Source organism: Proteus faecis, from assembly GCF_003144395.1.
GTDB lineage: Bacteria > Pseudomonadota > Gammaproteobacteria > Enterobacterales > Enterobacteriaceae > Proteus > Proteus faecis.
Genome location: NZ_PENZ01000002.1, coordinates 1 through 18,650 on the forward strand (window position 1 = coordinate 1; position 18,650 = coordinate 18,650).

Sequence of the window (18,650 nt, forward strand, 5' to 3'; positions counted from 1 at the left end):
CCGTCACACAGACGGTTGCGGTCTAAGAAGTGGGAAGCCTCGCCCGACAGGGCGGGGAGCAGTCACTTAAATAGAAAATCCGTAGAATAAAAAACGCCAGATAAAATTAATCATCTGGCGTGGTTCTAATTGAAGCGAACTTCAATAATTATGCGTTTTCTTGTTGGCTTGCTTGAATTGCTGTCAACGCAACGGTGTAGACGATATCATCTACTAATGCACCACGAGAAAGGTCATTTACTGGCTTACGCATACCTTGTAACATTGGTCCGATTGAAACCAAGTCAGCTGAACGTTGTACCGCTTTATAAGTGGTGTTACCGGTGTTCAGATCAGGGAAGATAAACACAGTCGCTTTACCTGCAACGGGTGAATTTGGCGCTTTAGATTTAGCAACGTCAGCCATAACTGCTGCGTCGTATTGTAAAGGACCATCAATCATCAGGTCTGGGCGTTTTTCTTGTGCTAAACGTGTCGCTTCACGAACTTTCTCTACATCGCTACCTGCACCTGAGTTACCAGTAGAATAAGAGATCATCGCAACGCGAGGGTCGATACCGAATGCAATTGCAGAGTCTGCAGATTGAATTGCGATTTCAGCCAGTTGTTCTGCTGTTGGATCTGGGTTAATTGCACAGTCACCATAAACATAAACTTGTTCAGGTAACAGCATAAAGAACACAGAAGACACTAATGAGCTACCTGGAGCAGTTTTGATTAACTGTAATGGTGGGCGAATAGTGTTAGCAGTTGTATGAACAGCACCAGAAACTAGGCCATCTACTTCGCCTTTTTCCAGCATTAATGTGCCAAGAACAACGTTATCTTCTAACTGTTCACGAGCAACAACTTCTGTCATGCCTTTGTTTTTACGTAGTTCAACTAAGCGAGGTACATAGATTTCACGGACTTCTTTAGGATTGACTAACTCAATACCTGTACCTAATTCAACGCCTTGTGCGGTTGCTACGCGACGAATTTCTTCAGGATCGCCTAACAGTACGCAAGTTGCTATGCCGCGATCAGCACAAATTGCTGCGGCTTTAACAGTACGTGGCTCATCACCTTCTGGTAAAACGATACGTTTTTTCGCTTTACGTGCTAATTCTGTTAATTGATAACGGAATGCTGGTGGTGATAAACGGTTAGGGCGTTCAGAATTAGCGGTCAGAGAATCAATCCATTGTGTATTGATATGTTGAGCAACGTAGTTCTGAATTTTTTCAATACGTTCATGGTCATCAGCAGGCACTTCTAAGCTAAAGCTTTGCAGATTTAGAGAGGTCTGCCAAGTGTTTGCATTAACCATAAAAATTGGTAAGCCAGTTTCGAATGCACGTTCACAAAGTTGTTTGATTGGTGCATCGATTTGGTAGCCACCTGTTAGTAGGATTGCACCAATTTCAACGCCATTCATTGCTGCAAGGCATGCTGAAACTAATACATCAGGGCGATCCGCTGAAGTCACTAACAGTGAACCTGGACGGAAATGTTCTAACATGTGTGGAATACTGCGGGCACAGAAAGTCACAGATTTAATACGACGAGTTTCAATATCGCCTTTATTGACGATAGTCGCATTTAAGTGTTTTGCCATATCTGTTGCACGAGTGGCGATTAAATCGAAGTTCCATGGAATGCAACCCAGTAAAGGTAGTGGGCTATTTTTTTCGATGGTTTTTAAATCGACATTAGAGATAATCGCTTTACTTGAATCATCAAAGATTTCAGATAAGTCAGGGCGAGTACGACCTTGATCATCAACAGGTGCATTTAGCTTGTTAACAATAACGCCTGTAATATTTTGGTTTTTTACACCGCCGAATTCAGCACGCGCAAATTCGATACGCTCTTTTAGCTGTTCAACAGTGTTGTTACCTAATGCAGTAACGAAAACAATTTCTGCACCTAATGTTTTTGCAATTTCATAATTTAATGATTGTGCAAAAGGGTGCTTACGCATAGGCACTAGACCTTCGATGAGAACAACTTCTGCATCAGCTGTGTTTTCATGGTATCTAGCAACAATTTCTTCCATCAGAACATCTTTTTGGTTTGAGCTGAGTAGAGACTCAACATAATCCATATTTAAAGGTTCTGATGATTGAATAGTGGAGTGAGAGCGGATAATCGCAGTTGTCTGATCTAAAGCGCCTTTTACACGAGGTTGTGCAATTGGTTTGAACACGCTAAGGCGAACGCCTTTTTGTTCCATAGAACGGATAACACCCAAGCTGACGCTGGTTAAACCTACGCGTGTATCAGTTGGGACTAGCATAATTGTACGGGACACGGAAACCTCTTTAAATATCGGTTGCTCGTTATGTAAAACAGTACTGCCAGCATGACACTGGCAGTACATCAAAGAACTTAAGCGGTCAGGCGACTTGCGTCCTGAGCGATAACTAACTCTTCGTTAGTTGGGATAACAACAGCAAGACGGCTGTTATCGGTAGTGATAATGCCTGATTTACCAAAACGTGCATCTAAGTTACGTTGATGATCAACTTCGAAGCCTAACAGAGACAGTTTTTTCAGAGATAATTCACGTACCATTGCTGCGTTTTCACCGATACCACCAGTAAAGATAATAGCATCTAAACGGCCTTCCATCAGTGCACAGTAAGAACCAATGTATTTCGCTAAACGATGGCAGTAAACGTCCATTGCACGTTTAGCATCTTCTTTAGTATCGTAGTTATCTTCAACATAACGGCAGTCACTAGTAACTTCTGTTAAACCTAACAGGCCAGATTCTTTAGTCAGTAGTTTGTTGATATCTTCAACGCTCATACCTAAAGTGTCGTGTAAATGGAACACGATAGCAGGGTCGATATCACCACTACGAGTACCCATTACTAAACCTTCTAATGGAGTTAGACCCATTGAGGTATCAACACATTTACCGTTAACAACTGCAGAAACAGAACCACCATTACCTAAGTGGCAAGTGATTACGTTCAGTTCATCAACAGGTTTGTTTAACATTTTAGCGGCTTCACGAGAAACATAGAAATGGCTAGTTCCGTGAGCACCGTAACGACGGATGCTGTGATCTTTATATAAGCTATATGGCAGAGCATATAAATAAGCTTCTTGTGGCATTGTTTGATGGAAAGCGGTATCAAATACTGCAACCATTTTTTCAATTAAATGAGGGAATGCTTTACGCGCTTCTTCAATACCAATAAGGTGAGCTGGGTTATGCAATGGTGCAAATGGGATAGCAGCTTCAATGCCTTTGATAACTTCGTCAGTGATCACGACAGATTTAGTGAATTTCTCACCACCATGAACAATACGGTGGCCAATAGAGGCGATTTGTGCAGAAAGTTCTGGTTTTTCTGCCAGAATAGTATTTACGATGAAGTTTAATGCTTCGCTATGAGCAGCGCCTGCGCCTAACGCAGCTTCGTGTTTCTGGCCATCCATTTTCCACTTCAGGCGGGCTTCAGGAAGGTTGAAGCATTCAGCCAAACCTGACAGGAATTCTTCACCATTTTCTGGGTTGATAATTGCAAATTTAAGAGAAGAACTACCGCAGTTCAGTACCAGCACCAGCTTACTTGACATGGAATTACCTATTTATCTTGTTGTCGTAGTGTCTTTTATATTATAAAGACGGTGGTTAATAAAACGTCAATCATAAAAGCCTATCGCATTACTATGATGACATTAATGACGCGCATCATGCTTAAAGTAAAAAACTTGATGCTAATTATAGTTGCCAATCATTAATTGGACGATTTTTATTCACCCATTAGCTTTTCGCGTTAAAATCGGCGAAAAGGGTTGAAAATCACGCCGGCAAACAAAATATAGCGCTTTATTGCCACAAACCTTTAGAATGGGCACAGGATACAGAGTAAAGGCAACAAAGACAAAATATACTTAATTCTACTAAAAGATTTTTATTCTTTATAGGTATTTTTTAAAAGTTACAGAAGAAATTGATTGAGGTCATTATGAGCGAACCGACAGTGACTCCCCCTGGCTTTTTTAAAAAGCTTCGTTTGGGTAACGAGTATTTAAAAACCTGGCCGGTTGAAAAGCAATTAGCACCTGTTTTTCCTGAGAATCGTATTATCAAAGCTACACGTTTTGGTATTCGTTATATGCCACCTATTGCCATTTTTACAATGACATGGCAAATCGCATTAAGTGGTAATTTAGGGCCTGCAATGACGACAGCGCTCTTTGCTTGTAGCTTGCCAATGCAGGGGTTATGGTGGTTAGGTAAGCGTGCAGCAACACCACTTCCAGCTGCGTTATTACGTTGGTTTTATGAAATTCGAGAAAAATTTGAAGAAGCTGGCATCGCTTTAGCACCTGTTGAGCAAACACCAACTTACCTTTCTTTAGCTCATTTATTAAAACGTGCTTTTAAGCAACTTGATCGCTCTTTTCTTGATGATGTGTAGAACATTTGTTCTACCTTCTTCGTTTGTCATGATTGTCATCTGAATTACCCCGTTGAGATCAAAAAACGCGTAGTTAGCACTACTCAATACTTTTGATTAATGACATGATCCTTCCAATAATTTCTTTGGAGAATTAATGATGGAAATGACACACGCACAACGCTTGATCCTCTCTAATCAGTATAAAATGATGACTATGATGGATCCTGATAACGCTGAACGTTATCGTCGCTATCAGACAATTATTGAACGCGGTTATGGATTACAATTACGTGAACTTGATCGAGACTTCGATGAAATGTCAGAAGAGACTTGCCGTACCATTATTAACGTCATGGAAATGTACCATGCACTGCAAGTTTCTCGTGATAACTTAAAAGAACAAGAGATGCCAGATGCTCGTCGCGTCGCATTTATAGGCTTTGATGCGGCGACAGAATCTCGCTATCTTAGTTATGTGCGTTTTATGGTGAATACAGAAGGGCGTTACACACATTTTGATAGTGGCAGTCATGGTTTTAACTCTCAAACACCAATGTGGGAAAAATACCAAAGAATGCTTGCTGTTTGGTTAGCGTGCCCTCGTCAATATCACCTTAGCGTCGTTGAAATTCAGCAAATACTCAATGCGTAATTGCAGTAGATAATAGTTGACGCATCACTGTAAGGTTAAGGTAGGCATAAAATATGGCAATCACATGTAAAGGTTTTCTGTTTGATCTCGATGGAACATTGGTTGATTCATTACCTGTTGTTGAACATTGCTGGGCGTTATTTGGTGAGCGTGTTGGTGTTTCAACACAAGAGATTAATGACTATATCCACGGAAAGCCGGCTATTGAGTCGATTCGCCATTTTATGCCTAATGCAACAGAACAAGAGATAACGGAAACTTTTCGTTGGCTAGAAAAATTAGAGTCAACACAAACAGAAGGCTTAGCACCGCTTCCAGGTTCTATTGCGTTGATTAATCGTCTTAATAGCTTAAATATTCCATGGGCGATTGTCACATCAGGTACAGTTCCTATTGCCACAACGCGCCAATCTGTCACGGGGATCCCTGAACCTAAACATTGGGTTACCGCGGAATGTATTAGTAAAGGTAAACCTAATCCTGAGCCTTATCTTTTAGGTGCCAAAAAATTGGGGTTATTACCAGAAGATTGTGTGGTTTTTGAAGATGCTGCGGCGGGTATTTACTCTGGCTTAGATGCGGGATGCCAAGTCGTTGCTGTTCATGCACCTCTTTCCCTTCCTCGTCGTAATGAAATTCATTTAATTATTGATTCTTTAAATGATATTCAAATCGAGAAGCAAGCTGAAAAAGTGATAATAACACACAAAAGATAGTCTTTTCTTTGATCATATTAGAAGATTTATAGTTGTAAAAATGGTCTACTTATCAATGTAGTGAATTGATGTCTTAAACTGTTTTCACTTATTGCTGATTGAGGCCATTTTGAATAGCGAATTATTATGGGTTTTAAGCCTGCTATTGATAGCTATTGTCCTTTTTACGACCAACAAAATCCGCATGGATGTGGTCGCTTTACTTGTCATCATCGCATTCGTTCTTAGCGGTACACTAACCTTAAATGAAGCTACGGTAGGATTTAGCGATCCGAACGTATTACTTATTGCTGCCCTTTTTGTTATTGGTGAAGGGTTAGTGAGAACTGGTGTGGCTTATCAAATGGGTGACTGGCTAGTTCGTGTCGCGGGTAGCAGTGAAGTTAAAATGCTTGTGCTATTAATGATATGCGTTGCAAGCCTAGGTGCTTTCATGAGTTCAACGGGCGTTGTCGCCATATTTATTCCTGTTGTATTGAGTGTTGCTGCTCGAATGAAAACATCGCCAGGTCGTTTAATGATGCCGTTAGGTTTTGCAGGGCTGATTAGCGGATTAATGACCTTAGTGGCAACGCCACCTAATATGGTTGTTAACAGTGAATTAGTCAGAGAGGGGTTACCGAGTTTTCAGTTTTTCTCTATTACGCCTATTGGTATAGCGGTATTATTCGCAGGCATTCTTTATATGTTGGTAGTACGTCGCTGGCTAGGAAATAACGATAATGGTAAACAAAAAGAAGCTTATCGTCGTACTTTCCGTGATCTTATTCGTGATTATCAGTTAGCGGGACGCGCTCGTCGTTTAGCCATTCGTAAAGGTTCTCCGCTAGTAGGTCATTCACTTGATGAATTGCACTTACGCTCTCGTTATGGTGCAAACGTTGTCGGTATTGAACGCTGGAGGCGGTTTCGGCGTGTTATGGTTAGTGCAACTGGTGGCACTGAATTAAGAGAGCGTGATGTGTTATTAGTTGATATGTCAGCCAGTGATGTCGATTTACGTGAGTTTTGCCGTGAACAGCTGTTAGAGCCTATGGTATTGCGAGGTGAATATTTTTCTGAACAATCTCGTGATGTAGGGCTTGCTGAAGTATCCATGAATCCAGATTCAGAATTATTAGGTAAATCATTAAGAGAAATCAAATTTCGTACTCGTTATGGCCTAAACGTCGTTGCTATTCGTCGTGAAGGAAGTGCCTTACCGGGTAAAATTGTCGATGAGCCATTACGCCTTGGTGATGTGTTATTGGTGATTGGTGATTGGAAACTTATTCGTATTCTTTCGACGAAACCACGTAATTTTATTGTGTTAAATTTAGCAGCAGAAATTGAAACTGTTGCACCAGCTTCATCTCAAGCACCTCATGCACTGTTTTCGTTAGCATTAATGGTGGCATTAATGGTGACAAATGAAGTCCCTAACTTTATTGCGGCACTTATTGCTTGTTTATTAATGGGGAAATTCCGCTGTATTGATATGGAAAGTGCTTATCGTTCTATTCATTGGCCAAGCATTATTTTAATTGTTGGTATGATGCCTTTTGCTGCGGCATTGCAAAAAACAGGCGGTATCGAGCTTATTGTAAATGGCTTAATGGATGTTGCAGGTAGTGCAGGTCCTCAAGTGATGTTGGTGTGTTTATTTATACTTTGTGCATCAATTGGGCTGTTTATCTCAAATACGGCAACCGCAGTATTAATGGCACCAATTGCTATTGCCGCTGCAAACCAAATGAATGTGTCACCATTACCGTTTGCCATGGTGATTGGTGTTGCTGCATCGGCAGCCTTTATGACTCCGGTTTCATCACCTGTTAATACGCTTATTCTTGAGCCCGGGGGATATAAGTTTGCCGATTTTATTAAGATTGGTGTGCCATTTACAGTTATTGTGATGTTGATTAGTGTCTTCCTGATCCCGCTATTATTCCCATTCTAAATATCAATACTTTTGTTTTGCTGAAACGCTGTTTGTTAATTAATAAACAGCGTTTTTTATTTATTGGGCGGTGGTTTTTTATTTGATGTATGCGACACATCTATGAATGTGTGTTTTTTTAAAATCTTTCTTAGAAAAAAAAGTATAGTCATATTATTGAGTTGAAAATAATTTAATAAGAGAGATATATAATGGATATAAGAAATATAAGCCCCCAAAAAACCATTTCGATTCAGAATGATAAAAATAGTCAAGATGACAAAGGAATAAGCGCTCTATCAAACAGCAGTAGAGAATTTAAAACTAATGGTAATAATCATACATCAAAAGAAAGTAACAAAGTATTAAGTGGTAAAATAAAAGAAATAATAATAGAAAAAAATAGTCAAGGTAAATCAACAGCAAGAGTGAGTAATAAAAATATTGTTTTTTCTAGCGAACATAATAAAAATTTGACTCAAAGTGTTAGCGATGATCTAAAACAGATAAAACAGGCTATTTCTGCACGTCGTACTGTTTTTAAAGGATTAATCGCGAATAGTTTGATTAATAATAAAGAAAGTGTGGGGAATGAGATATTATCAAAGTATAATAATTTTACTTCATTGGCACCTGAGTTTCATGATAAAGCATCAAAAGCAATGACTAATTTTTCTATTTCATTAGAGTTAAAAAACGCAGATGAGGCAATAATTTTTTCTATATTAGAAAATAATAATAAGAATGATTCTGTTGAGTATGTAAAGGAATATTTAAATGAGAAATACCAAGGATATATAGACGCTAGAAAAAATAAATTGAATATTACTAATAGAGCGAAAAGTATATTAAAAACGATGGAGTCAAATAAATTTGATAAAAAAATAGAAGATCTTTTTGAACTTGTTAATGATTTTAAAAATAAAAATATTGTTAGAAATGAAAGTAAATTAAATACACATGATATTTTTCAAGGAATTGCTGAACACTATCTTAATGATAAAAATATTCATGTTAATTTAGAACAAGCCGAAAATATTATTGAAAAAATGATCAAAGATAAAGGTCTAGAGTTTGCTGCTACATTAAACTCAGAAAAACGATTAGAGACAGTTAATTCAGCAATTGACCAAACATTAGATTATATAAAAGCACTAAAACTTGATGAAAATAAAAATGATATAATAATGCTTGCTATGGGAAAAACAAAAAGTATCAATAGAAGTAATGTGTTTATTAGAGGTATGAAAGGAATAAGAAATTTAGTTATTGGTAAAGATAATAGCAAAATTGATAGACTAAATAAATTAACAGAAGGTTTGATCGTAAGTTTTGAATCCAATACATTGAAGTTTTTAGCAGAAAATATAAAGGAAATGGAAAATATAAAACAAATAAAAAGTATGGATGATAAGGATATTAATTCTGATAAAAACAATATAAAAAATGAAGAGTGATGTATATCAGTAAATTATAGTCTCAACGTTAAAGTGAGTGATTATTATCACTCACTAATTTCATCCAGCGATAAACTAAACCCCGGGACAAACACTTTTATAAAATAGTCCATTTCTGGGCTATTTCTCTCAGCTAAGGTTTTTTCTAACCGATTTTTCGCTAAATTAAATTCGCTATTACCGGCTGCTAACTCTTCAAGGCATTTTAAATAAGCACACAGACTGTCGGCTTGTTTTACAATAAATGTTTCCTCCTCGCTATGTAATTGCTCATCAATAAGAGGGCGAAAATCATCTTGTAATTCTTCGGGTAACATTTCAATTAGTTTTTGCTGTGCGTATTTTTCTATTTTTTTATATTCATGAGCAATTTGTGGATTGTGATATTTTATGGGAGTTGGCATATCACCAGTAATGACTTCACTGGCGTCATGATACATCGCCTGTAATGCAATACGTTCAGCATTAACATTACCATTAAACATCCGATTTTTAATTACAGCGAGTGCATGAGCAACAAAAGCCACTTGTAAACTGTGCTCAGAAACATTTTCTTGGCGAATGTTACGCATTAAAGGCCAACGAGTAATGAGTTTTAAGCGAGAAAGGTGGGCAAAAAAATAACTCATAATATCTCCCAATTGCGTGACTGAAGACATTATTGTGAGTGGATAATAGATAGATGTAAACATTAATAAAAAAGAAAATAAAAAACGCAATATAACGTATTGTAATATTGCGTTTTATTTTAGGTGTAGACAATTTTATTGATGATAACCCACAATAAAACGACCAAATTTTTGAATTGCCATATCTAAATCATCTTCGCGCGGAAGAGTAACGATACGGAAATGGTCAGGGTATGGCCAATTAAAGGCAGTACCTTGCACTAATAAGACTTTTTCTTGCAGTAACAAATCAAGGATCATTTTCTGATCGTTTTTAATACTGTAGCGGTTAAGGTCTATTTTAGGGAACATATACAATGCCCCCATAGGTTTAACACAAGAAACCCCTGGAATTTGATTAATGAGCTCCCAAGCGCGATTGCGTTGTTCGTATAAACGACCACCCGGCAGGATAAATTCACTAATACTTTGATAGCCTCCCAATGCCGTTTGAATAGCATGTTGCATTGGTACGTTGGCGCATAAACGCATCGATGCCAGCATATCTAAGCCTTCAATATAGCTTTTAGCCTGCTTTTTAGGGCCATTTAATACCATCCAACCTTGACGGAAACCTGCAACACGGTAAGTTTTTGATAAACCATTAAATGTGACGGTTAATAAATCGGGGGCCATGGCAGCGATAGAATGATGTTGTGCATCGTCATACAGAATTTTATCGTAGATCTCGTCAGCGAAGATAATCAGGTTGTGTTGACGTGCTATTTCAACGATTTCCATCAGAATATCTTTGCTATACACCGCACCTGTTGGGTTATTTGGGTTGATAATAACAATACCACGGGTATTTTTTGTAATTTTACTGCGGATATCATCTAAATCTGGGAACCAACCTTGTTGCTCGTCACACATATAGTGAACAGCATTTCCTCCTGAAAGAGAAACTGCGGCTGTCCATAATGGATAATCAGGCGCAGGTACGAGCATTTCATCGCCGTTATTCAATAAGGCTTGCATCGCTTGTACGATTAATTCAGAAACACCATTACCAATATAAATGTCTTCAACAGTGATATCTCTCATATCACGAGCTTGATAATGCTGCATGATAGCTTTACGCGCAGAAAATAGACCTTTAGAGTCGCTATAACCTTGAGAGCTTGGTAAGTTGCGGATCACATCTACTAAAATTTCATCTGGTGCTTCAAAGCCAAAAGGTGCCGGGTTACCAATATTGAGTTTTAAAACTTTGTTACCTTCTTCTTCCAGACGTTTTGCTTCTTGCAAAACCGGACCTCTAATGTCGTAACAGACATGTTCGAGTTTGTTTGATTTTTTAATCTGATTCATAGCGCGTTTACCTAATAGGGTCTGACTCGTATCTTTATTGTGATTATGGCGACGTAGCGACATTTATCGCCGGTTGCTATTCATATAGAAAGATACAAATGAAAAGGTTATCCCAGCAAATAACTGTTCTATCACTCTACTCTTACGTTACAAACTTTTGAAGATGCTAGGTAATTTTTGGTGTAAAAGGTCATTTTATTCTTAGAATGTTATTTTGATGACTGATTGTATTGCTTATTGTGGATTTATATTTTGGTTTTGATGAATAATCTGGATTATTATTCTACTGGAAAGGGGCTTTTTAGTGTGTCGATTAGAAATAAGTTGATGTGATAGATTGGTAGGTGAAATGTTGCATAATCAATTATTGAATAATTTTATCGGATTTGTATTATCTGACTTAATATATTAAATTTTCAAATAATATGGTTAAATCTACTTTATTCTATAGCAATCAATTAGTTTAAGTATAAATTAAATTTAAATCTTAAATTTAGTTTATAGGGGGAAATACTTAAATCCGAATGCATAGTTAAGATAATTTAAATTATTTTCAAAATGTTAAAATTTATGAATGAGAAAGCAACATAGTATGATCTAAGTCTAACTTGTGATGACGGTATAGAGTTCTTTCTTGTGAATGCCTGAAATGATAATAAAATTTAATTTGTTACAAAAAGATGCAATTCCTTTCTATCTAGGAGGTGTAAACGATAAGAAACAAATGTAAAGTATTCAGTATGTCTTTGCTCTCCTTTTCAGAGTAAAGTACAGTCTGAATCGGAAGTCTTTTTTAGACTTTTGATATAAAACACCAGGTATATGTAATTTAAAAATCAAAAATAAGTGAAGAATAAACAATGATTAATGCAAATCGTCCGATAATGAATCTCGACCTCGATCTGCTTAGAACGTTTGTAGCTGTAGCAGATTTGAACACTTTTGCAGCCGCCGCTGCTGCTGTATGTCGAACCCAATCTGCTGTGAGTCAGCAGATGCAACGTTTAGAGCAATTGGTGGGCAGAGAGCTTTTCGCCCGTCATGGTCGTAATAAACTTTTAACAGAGCATGGTCTACAACTGTTAGGTTATGCGCGTCAAATTCTGCGTGCAAATGATGATGCAACGGCATCATTAACGTATAGCGATGCAGAAGGGGAGCTACGTATTGGTGCTTCTGATGACTCTGTCGATACTTTATTACCGTTTTTGTTAAATCGTATCGCGTCAGTGTATCCTCGCTTAGCTGTTGATGTACGTATTAAGCGTTCTCAATATATTGAGACAATGCTAGATAATCATGAAATTGATTTAGCGTTAACAACAGCACGTATAGGTCATCACCCACGTACAGCGTTACGTACTGCACCCGTGTTATGGCATTGTGCGCCAGATTTCCAATTACAAATGAATGAACCTATTCCTTTAGTTGTTATGGATGAAACGAATCCATTCCGTCAATTAGCGATAAACACGTTAGATGACGCTGGAATTCAATGGCGTGTTGCTTATGAAGCGGCTTCTTTATCCGCTGTTCGTGCGGCAGTTAATGCCGAAGTGGGTATTACTGCTCGTCCACTGGAAATGCAAAATGCCGATTTGCGTATTTTAGGTGAAAGTGAAGGGTTACCTCGCTTACCTGAAACACAATATTGGTTATATCGTAACTCTGATGAACAAAATGAAGCAGTGTTAACGGTATTCAATGCAATTGAAAACAAGAAAACACCTTATACCGTTACTGCATCTGAAGATATTAGCTCTACTGAACTTGAATAATCACATTAATCATTGTGTGAATTTTTAGCGTTAAAACACAAAAATTAAAGATTAAAATAGAGTCAAATAGAACTGGATAGTGATGAATAATAATAAACGGGAATAGATGCAATGAAGTGCATTTATTCCCGTTTTTTTATTGCTTCTTTTTGAAATAGTAACATTATGTTAATAATTATGTTGTTTTATGTATTTATCTTTGTGACATTTCATTCCATAACTACCTTAACTGTTTGTTAAAAAAATGTTTACCTTCCCCCTTGGTTAATCACTTGTAGGATTTGTTAACAAATAAAAAGTTTGTCTAGGTTTTAAGAGAATAAAAAAGTAAATCTAAGCGGATATTTGACCTTCTCCACAATATTAGAAAGTTAATTTGTTAAAATTTGGATAAATTTTAAACTGATTAGGTGTTTTTTCGACTATTTTGTGAGTTTGATCAAAAAAATAAGGCACATTTGCCTGTGTTTAGTCAGGTTTTTCCTGAGATACTGGTGTAGTAAAATCGAATTATCGGTTAGACTAAGCGTGTTAGCATAAAGTTTGTCGGTTGACTGACACGTTTTAGCATTAACCCATAATCTAGTGTTAAAAATGAGTGTTGATTTTGTTAAATCGCGATAGAAAACTGAGTGATTTGTCGCAAAGTTTTCTAAAAAAGAAAAAAGGTATAAATAGACTGTTATTATTTCTTTAATTAGCAAGTCTGTTTAATTCGCCTTTTTTTCGTAATTAGAAATGTGGTGTAAACCGCCGGATAAGAGTTGGTTAATTGACACCACCTTTGATGAGTAAGCAATGAGTATGTCTACAACCACTGAAGTTATCGCCCATCATTGGGCATTTGCTGTCTTCCTCATAGGCGCATTGGGATTATGTTCGCTCATGTTGTTGGGTGCCCGCTATTTAGGTGGACGCGCACAGGCAAGGGCAAAGCATGTTCCTTATGAATCTGGTCTTGATTCTGTTGGCAGCGCTCGTCTGCGCATGTCAGCTAAATTCTATTTAGTTGCCATGTTTTTCGTTATTTTCGATGTTGAAGCACTGTTTCTTTATGCCTGGGCTGTTTCCGTTCGTGAAGTTGGCTGGTTAGGCTTTATTGAAGCGTCAGTCTTCATCGCTATTTTATTAGCTGGATTATTCTATTTGGTTCGTATAGGCGCATTAGATTGGACGCCTGTTCGCTCTCGCCGTGAAACTGCGAGTAAAAGCCATGTTCGATTAACCAGCGGCAAACATCCGCAGCAGTAATAAGCGAGGCATTAGAAATGGATTATACGCTCACCCGCATAGATCCGAACGGTGAGAATGACCGTTATCCCCTGCAATCACAGGAAATTGTCAGTGACCCATTAGATGCTCACGTTCATCGCAGTGTGTATATGGGAAAACTGGAACATGCGTTGCATGACGTTGTGAACTGGGGACGGAAAAACTCTTTATGGCCATATAACTTTGGTCTTTCCTGTTGTTACGTTGAAATGGTGACATCATTTACGGCTGTACATGACGTAGCTCGTTTTGGTTCAGAAGTATTACGTGCATCTCCTCGTCAAGCTGACTTTATGGTGGTTGCAGGTACTTGCTTTACTAAGATGGCACCCGTTATTCAGCGTTTATACGATCAGATGTTAGAGCCTAAATGGGTTATCTCTATGGGGGCATGTGCCAACTCTGGTGGTATGTACGACATCTACTCAGTGGTGCAAGGTGTTGATAAGTTCATTCCAGTTGATGTGTATATTCCTGGATGCCCTCCACGCCCGGAAGCTTATATGCAGGCACTGATGTTATTACAAGAGTCCATTGGTAAAGAACGTCGCCCATTATCATGGGTTGTCGGCGACCAAGGCGTTTACCGTGCCAATATGCAATCAGAACGAGAAAGAAAACACGGTGAACGTATCGCAGTGAAAAATCTGCGTACTCCTGATGAAATTTAAAGGCTTTTGCCTAAGACGTAACCAGAGCAATGTGTTGCGATCATAGTAACCCTGATCAAAGTTGTGGTGAATAGAAATGACCGATCAGATAGCGCAAAAAGGCGCTCGGCCAGCGTGGGAAACGACCGATCATATTGATGATCAGGTGGTGAATGAACTGCGTCAGAAATTTGGTCCAGATGCCTTTACGTTCCAGCCTACTCGTACTGGCATGCCAGTTGTTTGGGTAAAACGGGAACAACTCATTGAGGTAATGTTATACCTCAAATCTTTACCAAAACCTTATGTCATGCTGTTTGATATGCATGGTTTTGATGAGCGTCTTCGTACGCATCGTCAAGGCTTGCCCGCAGCGGACTTTTCCGTTTTCTATCATCTGATATCAATCGATCGTAATAAAGATATTATGCTGAAAGTTGCATTAAGTGAAAATGATCTTAATGTTCCGACTATCACATCTATCTTTCCTAACTCGAATTGGTATGAGCGTGAAGTGTGGGATATGTTTGGAATTGTCTTTAATGGGCATCCAAATTTACGCCGTATTATGATGCTTCCTGATTGGGAAGGTCATCCACTGCGTAAAGATTATCCTGCTCGTGCGACAGAGTTCGATCCTTATGTGCTGACAAAGCAGAAACAGGATCTGGAAATGGAATCGCTGACATTCAAACCTGAAGAGTGGGGGATGAAACGCGGTACTGAGAATGAGGACTTTATGTTCTTAAACCTCGGTCCAAACCATCCATCATCTCACGGTGCATTCCGTATTATTCTTCAGCTTGATGGCGAGGAGATAGTCGACTGTGTGCCAGACGTGGGTTATCACCACCGTGGTGCTGAAAAAATGGGTGAGCGCCAATCTTGGCATAGCTATATTCCATACACAGACCGAATTGAATACCTCGGCGGATGCGTTAACGAAATGCCTTATGTACTTGCGGTAGAAAAACTTGCCGGTATTGAAGTACCTGAACGCGTTAAAGTTATTCGTGTCATGCTGTCAGAGCTATTCCGTATTAATAGTCACTTACTGTATATCAGTACCTTTATTCAAGACGTTGGTGCAATGACACCGGTGTTCTTTGCCTTTACTGACCGTCAGAAAGTTTACAACATCGTGGAAGCGATTACTGGATTCCGTATGCATCCTGCATGGTTCCGTATCGGTGGTGTTGCTCATGATTTACCTCGCGGTTGGGAACGCTTATTACGTGAATTCTTAGATTGGATGCCAAAACGTCTAGATTCTTACGTAAAAGCAGCACTGCAAAACAGTATCTTGAAAGGTCGTACTATTGGTGTTGCCTCATATAATGCTAAAGAAGCATTAGATTGGGGTGTGACAGGTGCAGGTCTTCGCGCAACAGGCGTTGAGTTTGATGTCCGTAAATGGCGTCCATATTCAGGTTATGAAAACTTTGAATTTGAAATCCCTGTCGCAAGCAATGGTGACTGTTATGATCGCGTAATGCTGAAAGTAGAAGAACTACGCCAAAGCTTACGTATTCTGGAACAGTGCTATAAAAACATGCCAGAAGGGCCATTTAAAGCAGACCATCCACTGACAACGCCTCCACCAAAAGAGCGCACATTACAGCATATTGAAACCATGATTAACCATTTCTTACAGGTTTCATGGGGTCCAGTTATGCCTGCTAATGAATCATTCCAGATGGTTGAAGCCACGAAAGGGATCAACAGCTATTACTTGACTAGTGATGGTAGCACGATGAGTTACCGTACGCGTATTCGTACGCCAAGTTTTGCTCACTTGCAACAAATCCCTGCGGTTATCCGCGGTAGTCTGGTTTCTGACTTGATTGTGTATCTGGGAAGTATTGATTTTGTAATGTCGGATGTGGATCGTTAATCATGCAAAATGAATTAAACCAAAAAGATGATGCCGTGCAGATCGAAATCGTTGATGTAACACATTCAAAGAAAGCAACGTTTGTTTTAACTGAAGAAGAACGTGCTGAAATTGAACAAGAAAAACATCATTACGAAGATCCTCGTGCAGCTTCTATTGAAGCACTGAAAATTGTGCAAAAGAACCGAGGTTGGGTTGAAGACGGCGCGATTTATGCGATTGCGGATGTTCTTGGGATCCCTGCAAGCGATGTTGAAGGCGTTGCTACGTTCTATAGCCAAATTTTCCGTCAACCCGTTGGCCGTCACATCATTCGTTTTTGTGACAGCGTGGTTTGTCATATTACAGGTTATCAAGGCATTCAGGCAGCAATTGAAAAGCATCTTAATATCATTCCTGGTCAAACTACACCAGATGGTCGCTTTACATTACTGCCAACCTGCTGTTTAGGTAATTGTGATAAAGGTCCTACTATGATGGTAGATGACGATACTCACAGCTTTGTTAAACCTGAAGAGATTGAAACGTTACTGGAGCAGTATCCATGACAGCAATTTCAGGAGCAAAACCGATTATTCGTAGCGCGGAAACGCATCCGCTAACGTGGCGCTTACGTGATGATCGTCAGCCTGTATGGCTGGATGAATACCGTGCTACAAACGGTTATAAAGCGGCAGAAAAAGCATTAAAAGGTATGTCCCCGACTGAGGTGACCACTGAAGTTAAAGATGCTGGTCTAAAAGGTCGTGGTGGTGCTGGATTCTCAACAGGCTTGAAATGGAGCCTGATGCCAAAAGATGAAAGCATGAATATCCGTTACATCCTTTGTAACGCGGATGAAATGGAGCCGGGTACTTATAAAGACCGTCTCTTAATGGAAGAACTTCCACATCTGTTAATTGAAGGGATGATCATCGGTGCTCACGCACTCAAAGCTTACCGTGGTTATATTTTCCTTCGCGGAGAATATATCGAAGCGGCTAAGAATTTACGCCATGCCATTGAGGAAGCAAAAGCAGCAGGCTTTCTTGGTAAAAATATCTTTGGTTCAGGAATTGATTTTGAACTGTTTGTTCACACAGGTGCAGGTCGTTACATCTGTGGTGAAGAGACCGCATTAATCAACTCATTAGAAGGTCGTCGTGCCAACCCGCGTTCTAAACCTCCATTCCCTGCAACATCAGGTGCATGGGGCAAACCAACGTGCGTCAATAACGTAGAAACACTGTGTAACGTACCTGCAATTATTGAACACGGCAAAGATTGGTATATCGGCTTAAGTGAAGGCAAAAGCCCAGATGCGGGTACTAAGTTAATGGGGTTCTCAGGTCGCGTGAAATATCCGGGCTTATGGGAATTACCATTTGGTACAACAGCGCGTGAGATCCTTGAAGATTACGCGGGTGGTATGCGTGATGGTCTTAAGCTGAAAGCATGGCAACCGGGTGGTGCAGGTACTGACTTCTTAACAGAAGATCACCTCGATCTTCCAATGGATTTTGGCACGATAGCAAAAGCTGGTAGTCGTTTAGGTACAGCACTTGCGATGGCGGTAGATAATGAAATTAATATGGTTTCATTAACCCGTAACTTAGAAGAGTTCTTTGCGCGTGAATCTTGTGGCTGGTGTACACCTTGTCGTGATGGTTTGCCATGGAGTGTCGAAATCTTACGTGCGATAGAAAACGGTAAAGGTCGCCCTGGTGATATCGAAACTCTTGAGCATTTATGTCGTTCTTTAAGTCCAGGACACACATTCTGTGCTCACGCACCGGGTGCAGTAGAACCTTTACAAAGCGCCATTAAATATTTCCGTGAAGAATTTGAGGCTGGCATTATTCAAGAAGATTATACCAATGCCAACTTGATCCGAGGTATTCAGCCTAACTTGCTGAAAAGCCGTTGGTAATTTTTCACGACACATTTTAGGT

Annotated in this window: 15 protein-coding genes; 11 read left to right on the forward strand and 4 right to left on the reverse strand. The window is 39.2% G+C overall.

The window, feature by feature from the left end:
• Positions 1-148 precede the first annotated feature (148 nt).
• Both pta and ackA read right to left on the reverse strand, forming a co-directional pair.
• Positions 149-2,293: a phosphate acetyltransferase gene (pta, locus tag DK858_RS00550; RefSeq protein WP_109395776.1), complete on the reverse strand. Its 2,145-nt coding sequence runs from the start codon at positions 2,291-2,293 to the stop codon at positions 149-151.
• 77 nt (positions 2,294-2,370) lie between these two features.
• Complete coding sequence (gene ackA / locus DK858_RS00555) at positions 2,371-3,573, reverse strand: acetate kinase (protein ID WP_109395777.1); 1,203 nt, start codon at positions 3,571-3,573, stop codon at positions 2,371-2,373.
• A 392-nt stretch (positions 3,574-3,965) separates the two neighbouring features.
• Here ackA and yfbV point away from each other — a divergent pair, with 392 nt between their 5' ends.
• From yfbV to DK858_RS00580, 5 genes are all read left to right on the forward strand, one after another.
• Positions 3,966-4,421 (forward strand): terminus macrodomain insulation protein YfbV, encoded by a 456-nt coding sequence (gene yfbV / locus DK858_RS00560; RefSeq protein WP_109395778.1) that lies wholly within the window; start codon positions 3,966-3,968, stop codon positions 4,419-4,421.
• 139 nt (positions 4,422-4,560) lie between these two features.
• Positions 4,561-5,055, forward strand: a complete 495-nt coding sequence (locus DK858_RS00565; RefSeq protein ID WP_036913439.1) for a YfbU family protein — start codon at positions 4,561-4,563, stop codon at positions 5,053-5,055.
• A gap of 53 nt (positions 5,056-5,108) precedes the next feature.
• Positions 5,109-5,771: a sugar phosphatase gene (locus DK858_RS00570; protein WP_109395779.1), complete on the forward strand. Its 663-nt coding sequence runs from the start codon at positions 5,109-5,111 to the stop codon at positions 5,769-5,771.
• Positions 5,772-5,880: 109 nt separating this feature from the next.
• Positions 5,881-7,710, forward strand: coding sequence for an SLC13 family permease (locus DK858_RS00575; protein WP_109395780.1), 1,830 nt, complete (start codon positions 5,881-5,883; stop codon positions 7,708-7,710).
• 191 nt (positions 7,711-7,901) lie between these two features.
• Positions 7,902-9,146 (forward strand): hypothetical protein, encoded by a 1,245-nt coding sequence (locus DK858_RS00580; protein WP_109395781.1) that lies wholly within the window; start codon positions 7,902-7,904, stop codon positions 9,144-9,146.
• Positions 9,147-9,193: 47 nt separating this feature from the next.
• Here the strand turns inward: DK858_RS00580 and yfbR are convergent, their stop codons facing one another.
• Positions 9,194-9,775: a 5'-deoxynucleotidase gene (gene yfbR, locus DK858_RS00585; protein ID WP_109395782.1), complete on the reverse strand. Its 582-nt coding sequence runs from the start codon at positions 9,773-9,775 to the stop codon at positions 9,194-9,196.
• A gap of 135 nt (positions 9,776-9,910) precedes the next feature.
• Positions 9,911-11,125, reverse strand: coding sequence for a pyridoxal phosphate-dependent aminotransferase (locus DK858_RS00590; protein ID WP_072063486.1), 1,215 nt, complete (start codon positions 11,123-11,125; stop codon positions 9,911-9,913).
• An 860-nt stretch (positions 11,126-11,985) separates the two neighbouring features.
• On the opposite strand from DK858_RS00590, the gene hexA reads away from it, so the two are divergent.
• The 6 genes from hexA to nuoF all read left to right on the forward strand — a co-directional run bounded on the left by hexA (position 11,986) and on the right by nuoF (position 18,628).
• The gene (gene hexA / locus DK858_RS00595) at positions 11,986-12,903 is read left to right on the forward strand and encodes a transcriptional regulator HexA (protein WP_006533310.1); all 918 of its coding nucleotides are present in this window, start codon (positions 11,986-11,988) and stop codon (positions 12,901-12,903) included.
• Between the two features lie 798 nt (positions 12,904-13,701).
• The gene (locus tag DK858_RS00605) at positions 13,702-14,154 is read left to right on the forward strand and encodes an NADH-quinone oxidoreductase subunit A (RefSeq protein WP_036912633.1); all 453 of its coding nucleotides are present in this window, start codon (positions 13,702-13,704) and stop codon (positions 14,152-14,154) included.
• 17 nt (positions 14,155-14,171) lie between these two features.
• A complete protein-coding gene (locus DK858_RS00610) occupies positions 14,172-14,846 on the forward strand; it encodes a NuoB/complex I 20 kDa subunit family protein (RefSeq protein WP_004243697.1) in 675 nt (224 codons plus the stop codon).
• A 76-nt stretch (positions 14,847-14,922) separates the two neighbouring features.
• A complete protein-coding gene (nuoC, locus tag DK858_RS00615) occupies positions 14,923-16,719 on the forward strand; it encodes an NADH-quinone oxidoreductase subunit C/D (RefSeq protein WP_075670636.1) in 1,797 nt (598 codons plus the stop codon).
• Positions 16,720-16,721: 2 nt separating this feature from the next.
• Complete coding sequence (nuoE, locus tag DK858_RS00620; protein ID WP_006533305.1) at positions 16,722-17,267, forward strand: NADH-quinone oxidoreductase subunit NuoE; 546 nt, start codon at positions 16,722-16,724, stop codon at positions 17,265-17,267.
• Positions 17,264-18,628, forward strand: a complete 1,365-nt coding sequence (nuoF, locus tag DK858_RS00625; protein ID WP_023581728.1) for an NADH-quinone oxidoreductase subunit NuoF — start codon at positions 17,264-17,266, stop codon at positions 18,626-18,628. The genes nuoE and nuoF overlap by 4 nt, the downstream gene beginning before the upstream one ends.
• Positions 18,629-18,650 lie beyond the last annotated feature (22 nt).